The organism is Bradyrhizobium sp. MI1.3, from assembly GCF_055811695.1.
The window spans coordinates 250,936-257,443 of the sequence record NZ_JBVVPQ010000001.1 but is presented as its reverse complement, the minus strand read 5'-3'; the positions used below and the strand labels follow the sequence as shown (position 1 = coordinate 257,443).

General features: G+C 68.0%; 6 protein-coding genes. 5 read left to right on the top strand and 1 reads right to left on the bottom strand.

Annotation, left to right across the window (positions count from 1 at the left end; all coding sequences use genetic code 11):
* Positions 1–221: 221 nt before the first annotated feature.
* Positions 222–1,109 carry a LysR family transcriptional regulator gene (locus AC0L3A_RS01075; protein WP_473253408.1) on the bottom strand — a complete coding sequence of 296 codons (888 nt, stop codon included), beginning with the start codon at positions 1,107–1,109 and terminating at the stop codon, positions 222–224.
* A gap of 120 nt (positions 1,110–1,229) precedes the next feature.
* Here AC0L3A_RS01075 and AC0L3A_RS01070 point away from each other — a divergent pair, with 120 nt between their 5' ends.
* From AC0L3A_RS01070 to AC0L3A_RS01050, 5 genes are all read left to right on the top strand, one after another.
* Positions 1,230–2,651: an amidase gene (locus AC0L3A_RS01070; protein WP_473253407.1), complete on the top strand. Its 1,422-nt coding sequence runs from the start codon at positions 1,230–1,232 to the stop codon at positions 2,649–2,651.
* Positions 2,652–2,747: 96 nt separating this feature from the next.
* Complete coding sequence (locus AC0L3A_RS01065) at positions 2,748–3,698, top strand: ABC transporter permease (protein ID WP_007593201.1); 951 nt, start codon at positions 2,748–2,750, stop codon at positions 3,696–3,698.
* Entirely contained in the window at positions 3,695–4,588 is an 894-nt protein-coding gene (locus AC0L3A_RS01060; RefSeq protein ID WP_007593200.1) for an ABC transporter permease, read from the top strand. The genes AC0L3A_RS01065 and AC0L3A_RS01060 overlap by 4 nt, the downstream gene beginning before the upstream one ends.
* A gap of 2 nt (positions 4,589–4,590) precedes the next feature.
* Entirely contained in the window at positions 4,591–5,604 is a 1,014-nt protein-coding gene (locus AC0L3A_RS01055; RefSeq protein ID WP_007593199.1) for an ABC transporter ATP-binding protein, read from the top strand.
* Positions 5,601–6,508 (top strand): ATP-binding cassette domain-containing protein (locus tag AC0L3A_RS01050; RefSeq protein WP_473253406.1); only part of this gene is annotated, 908 nt, incomplete at its 3' end. The genes AC0L3A_RS01055 and AC0L3A_RS01050, both read left to right, overlap by 4 nt.

Sequence of the window (6,508 nt, the reverse complement as noted above, 5' to 3'; positions counted from 1 at the left end):
CCTCTACAATCTTCTCTCCACCGCCCGCGGCGGGGGGGGGGGGGGGGGGGGGCCCGCCCCCCCCCCCCCGGGGGGGGGGGGGGGGGGGCCCGCGCCCCCCCCCCCCCCCGGGGGGCGGGGTTCTCTCCGCGCGTGACCTCATGCTTGTGAATTCGCGGAAGCAACCCCTCATCCGGCGCTTCGCGCCACCTTCTCCCACAAGGGGAGAGGGGAAGCACGTCTCACAGCCGCGCGACCGCCTTCTCGGCGCATTTCAGGAAAGTATGGATCAGCGGAGTCTGGGAGTCGCGCCGCCAGCAGACCGCGATGTCGATGGAATCGCTTGCATCGCGCAACGGCCGGAACACGACCCCGCGCGGCGCCCCGAGCTGGGCACAGGCCGGCAGGATGGCGAGGCCTTCACCGGCGAGAACCAGGCTCATCGCCGAATGCACCGTCTGCACCCGGCTCGCAATCGGCATCACGATCTGATGCCGCCGCAGCAGGGCTGCGACCGCGGAGGAGGAGGGGTCCCGCTCCGGCGGCGGCAGCGCGATCAGCGGACGGCCCTGTAGTCGTATCATCGGCACCGCGCTCAGGCGCGCAAGCGGCGAACGGTTTGGTACCGCCAGCATGAACGGCTGCGCGCCGATCCGGGCCACCTGGATCTCGGGATGGTTGATGGCTGGCATGCAGAGCGCGACGGTGACGCTGCGGTCGAGCAGCCGCGCCTCGCGGGTCGAAGCACTGAGCTCGGCGAAATCGAGATCGATGCCGGGAATGGATCGCCGGAGCTCGGGGATGAGACGCGGCAGCATCGCGTTCGCCAGCACGAACATGTAGCCGACGGACAGCCGACCACGGCTGCCGGCCGCGACCGCGCGCGCGGCCTCGATGCCGTCAGCCGCCAGCGCCAGCGCCTCGCCGGCGCGCGCTAGCAGCGCCTGGCCCGCTTCGGTCAAATCCATGCCGCGCGTGCCGCGGCGGAACAGCGGCGCGCCGACCTCGGCCTCCAGCTTGCGGATCTGGACCGAGAGCGGCGGCTGCGCCATCCGCAGCCGCTCGGCGGCCTTGCCGACGCTGCGCGCCTCGGCGACGGCGACGAAATAGCGGAGCCGGCGAAGATCCATTGGCATACCGAAAACGTATGGGTTGGTGTTCAAAATCGTATTGGCGGCGAGTTAACAAAACTGTCATCCTGGCTGTCAATGCTATCGGCCACCGGCGGCCGGGTTCGGAGCGAAGTGACGATGAACGGTGATCCCTGCCTGCTGTCCGCAACCGTGCTGCGCGGCCTCATCGCGACAAAGCAGATCTCGCCCGTCGAGCTCACCCGCGCGGTGCTCGCCCGCGCCGAAGCGCTCCAGCCCGAGCTGAACTGCTTCATCACGATCTGCGGCGACGAGGCGCTTGCCGCCGCGCGCGAGGCAGAGCGCAAGCTGATGGCCGGCGGGCCGCTCGGCCTGCTGCACGGCATCCCCGTCACCGTCAAGGACATTGTCAACACCAAGGGCGTGAAGACCAGTTTCGGCGCCATTCCCTACAGGGACAATGTTCCGGACGAGGATGCCGTCGCGGTTGCGCGGCTTCGCGCGGAAGGCGCCATCCTGATCGGCAAGACCACGACGCCCGAATTCGGCAGCAAATGCCTGACCGACTCGCCGCTGTTCGGCCGCACCCGCAATGCGTGGAGCGCCGAGCGTTCCTCCGGCGGCTCCAGCGGCGGCGCGGCGGTGGCGGTGGCGAGCGGCATCGCGCCGCTGGCGATCGCGACCGATGGCGGCGGCTCGACGCGAATTCCCGCCGCCTGCAACGGCGTTGTCGGGCTGAAGCAGAGCAACGGCGTCATCCCGCATAGCCAGGCGCTGGACGTGTTCGGCAACCAGACCTATGTCACGCCGATGACTCGGACCGTCGCCGACACCGCGCTGATGATGCAGGCGATGGCCGGCGAGGATTCTTGCGATCCCTGGTCGATCGGCGTTCCCGTGCCCGACTTCGTCGGCACGGCCGCGCCGCGCGGCGATCTGCGTGGGCAGAAGATCCTGTACTGCCTGTCGCCGCCCGGACGCCCCGTCTCTGCCGATGTCGAGGCCGGCTTCAAGGTGAGCCTCGATCGGTTGGCAGGGCTCGGCGCCGAGCTCGAGGAATTCTCCGGCGAGGGGTTCGACATCGAGCCGATCTGGCGCGCCATCAATCACACGGTCTGGCGGACGCGCTTTGCAAAGCTCGCGGCCGAGCATGGGGACGCGCTGAGCGAGGCCTTCCTCGAGCAGCTTGCGCTTGCCACCGACGTCAGCGGCGTCGCCTATCAAGAGGCGATGTTCGCCCGCACGGCGCTGTTCCGCCGGGTGCAATCCCTGCTTGCGCGCGGGCATTTGCTGGCGATGCCGACCATCACCCGCACCGCCCTGCCGATCGATCAGGATCTGTTCGGCACCATCGAGATCGACGGCAGGCAGTTTGACAGCGTCCGGCCGCACTGGTTTCCTTGGACCATGCCGTTCAACATGACCGGGCACCCCGCGATCAGTCTGCCCTGCGGCTTTGGCCGCGACGGCCTGCCGATCGGCTTGCAACTCGTGGGCCGCTTCCGCAGCGATGCCGACTTGCTGCGCGCGAGCGCGTTGTTCGAAGCCTCGCATGACCTCCTGTCCCGCTGGCCGGCTTGAGGAGAGGGACATGCAAAGGACTTGTTCGCAAAGCACTTGCCTCCGGTGCTCGGACATGTTGATCGTGCTGCGGATGAGCCCTGAATCCGAGCGCGCATGAGCGTATTTGTCCTCCGACGTGTGCTGACCTTGCTGGCGACGCTGGTCGGCGCGTCCGTGATCATTTTCCTGGTGCTGGATGCTCTTCCGGGCAACGCCGCGCAGATGCTGATGGGCGCCGACGCCTCGCCAGATGCGGTCCGCGCGCTCACCGTCAAGCTCGGGCTCGACCAGCCGCTGGCGCTTCGCTATCTGCAATGGATCAAGGGGCTGCTCGTCGGCGATCTCGGCAACTCCTATGTCTACGGCACGCCGGTCGCAAGCCTGATCGCGGAACGGCTGGTGCTGACCATTCCGCTCGCGATGATGTCCATGCTGATCACGGTGACGCTGGCGCTGTCGGCCGGCATCTACACCGCCGCCAACCACAACAAGCTCGGCGACGTCGGCGTGATGTCACTGACGCAGGTTGGCATCGCGCTGCCGAATTTCTGGTTCGCGATCCTGCTGGTGCTGTTGTTTTCGGTGCGGCTGCAATGGCTGTCCGCGGGCGGCTTTCCCGGTTGGGAGGACGGCATCTGGATCGGGATCAAGTCGCTGCTGCTGCCGGCGGTATCGCTCGCGGTGGTGCAGGCCGCGATCCTCGCACGCGTCACGCGCTCGGCGGTGCTGGAAGTGCTGCGCGAGGATTTCGTCCGCACGGCGCGCGCAAAAGGGCTCGGCAAGCGCGAGGTGCTGTGGAAGCACGTGCTGCGCAATGCCATGATTCCCGTGATGACGGTGATGGGCCTGCAATTCGCCAATCTGCTCGCCGGCACCATCGTGATCGAGAACGTGTTCTATCTGCCGGGCCTCGGCCGCCTGATCTTCCAATCGATCGCCAACCGCGACCTCATCGTGGTGCGCAACTGCGTGATGCTGCTCGCGACCATGGTCGTCATCGTCAATTTCGTGGTCGACGTGCTCTATGCCTTCGTCGATCCCCGCATCAAGGTCCACGATCTGTGAGCGCGCCGCTGACCACCCTCGTCGATGCGCCGGCCACAGCGCGCCCTCTGCCGGCCCGGACCTTCTGGCGCCGCGCGCTGCGTCATCGCAGCTTCGTGCTCGGCGGCGCGCTGAGCCTGCTGGTTCTCGCCTCGGCGCTGCTGTCGCTGCTGTGGACGCCTTGGTCGCCCTATGAGATCGACATCGCCGCAAAGCTCCGGCCGCCCTCGGCCGCGCACTGGCTCGGCACTGACGTCTTCGGCCGCGACATCGTCTCGCTGCTGCTGGCCGGCGCCCGCTCCACCATCATGGTCGGCATCATCGCGGTCAGCATCGGCCTCACCTTCGGCGTCTGTCTCGGTCTGATCGCGTCGGCCAGGCGGGGCTGGACCGAAGAGATCATCATGCGCTTCTCCGATTTCACCTTCGCCTTTCCGGCCGTGCTCTCCGCGATCATGCTCGCCGCGGTCGCGGGGCCGGGCATGGTGACCTCGATCGTCGCCATCGGCATCTTCCAGATCCCGACGCTGATCCGGCTGACGCGCGGCTCGGCCAACGCGATCTGGGCGCGCGAATTCGTGCTGGCCGCGCGCGCGGCAGGCAAGGGCAAGTTTCGCATCACCATCGAGCACGTGCTGCCCAACATCCTGTCGATCCTGATCGTGCAAGCGACGATCCAGTTTGCGCTCGCGATTCTTGCCGAAGCCGCCTTGTCCTATCTCGGTCTCGGCACGCAGCCGCCGCAGCCGTCTTGGGGACGGATGCTGAACGACGCGCAGACGCTGCTGTTCCAGTCGCCGATGCTCGCGGTCTATCCGGGCGCTGCGATTGCAATCGCGGTGCTCGGCCTCAATCTGCTCGGCGACGGACTGCGCGATCTGCTCGACCCTCGATTGGCGCGGGAGCGATGAGGATGGGTGAGCGCTCGACCATGCCGCTGATCGAGGTTGCGAACCTGGGCGTGCGCCTCAACACCAGCCGCGGGCCGGCCCAGGCTGTGCGCGGCGTCAGCTTTGCCCTGAAGCGCGGCGAGACGCTCGGGCTCGTCGGCGAATCCGGCTGCGGCAAGTCGGTGACGGCGTTGTCGCTGATGGGGCTGCTGCCGGACAGCGCCGTCGTCACCGGCAGCATCAAGCTGGATGGTGGCGAACTCGCTGGTTTGTCGGACGCGGATTATTGTCGGCTGCGCGGCAATCGCATCAGCATGATCTTCCAGGAGCCGATGACCGCGCTCAACCCGATGCACACGATCGGCCACCAGGTCGCCGAGCCGCTGCGGCGTCACAAGAAATACTCGGCATCGCAGGCGCGGCGAGAAACGATCGCCTTGCTCGACCGCGTCGGGCTGCCCGATCCGGCGAGGCGCGTCGATGCCTATCCGCACCAGTTCTCCGGCGGCCAGCGTCAACGCGTCACGATTGCGATGGCGCTCGCCTGCGAGCCGGACCTTCTGATCGCGGACGAGCCGACCACGGCGCTCGACGTCACCATTCAGGGCCAGATCCTCGACCTGATCGCCGATCTGGTCGAGGAGCGCGGCATGTCGATGATCCTGATCTCGCACGATCTCGGCGTCATCGCCGAGAACGTGCAACGCATGATGGTGATGTACGGCGGCACGATCATCGAGAGCGGACCGACCGACGAGGTGTTCCGCCGGATGGGACATCCCTACACGCAAGGCCTGTTCCGCGCCCGGCCGAAACTCGGCGCACGCAAGGGGACGCGGCTGACGACGATATCGGGCACGGTCCCGGAGCTCGCTGATCTGCCGTCCGGTTGCACCTTCGCCGATCGGTGTCCGCTCGTGATCGAGCAGTGCCGGGCCGCGCTTCCACCGATGGTGGACGTCGGACCCGGCCATTTCGTGCGCTGCATCCGGACCGACGTGTCCATGGCTGAACGCGTCGGAGCGCTGACCGCATGAGCACGGCGCCTCTTCTCGACGTCAAGGATATCGAGCAGCGCTACACGCTGCCGCGCGAAAGCGTGTTCCGCCCGCCGGGGCAGGTGCGCGCGCTCAACGGTGTCAGCGTGCGGGTCGACGCCGGCAAGAGCCTCGGCATCGTCGGCGAATCCGGCTCCGGCAAGTCGACCTTCGCGCGGGTGGTGATGGCGCTGGAGCGGCCGACATCGGGGCAGGTCGCGCTGCTCGGCCGCGACCTCAACCGCATCTCCGCCGACGAATTGCGCCGCGCCCGCCGCGATTTCCAGATGGTGTTCCAGGATCCCTACGGATCGCTCGACCCACGCCAGACCATCGCGCGTATCGTCGCCGAACCGCTCACCGTGTTGGAGGGGATTGACCGCACGACGCTTCGTGCCCGCGTCTCCGCGGTGCTGCGGCAGGTGGGCCTACGCGATGCCGATACGGAGAAATATCCGCACGAATTCTCCGGCGGCCAGCGCCAGCGCATCGCCATCGCGCGCGCGCTGATCACCCAGCCGAAGTTGATCGTCGCCGACGAGCCGGTCTCCGCGCTCGACGTCTCCGTGCAGGCGCAAGTCTTGAACCTGATGCAGGACCTCCAGGAGCAGTTCGGTCTCAGTTACGTCCTGATCAGCCACGATCTCGCCGTCGTCGACTATCTCTGCGACGAGGTCGCGGTGATGTATCTCGGCCGTATCGTCGAGCAGGGGCGGCCGGAGGATTTGTTCGAGCGCTGCGCCCATCCCTATACACGGGCCCTGCTGGATGCCGTGCCGCGGGTGCGGGGGGGGGGGGGGGGGGGGCCGCGCGGGGGGGCCCCCGCCCCCCCCCCCCCGCCCCGCGGCGGCCGGCGGGCGGCGCGAGGCGAGGGGCGGGCGCGCGGCGAGCGGCGAGGGGGGGG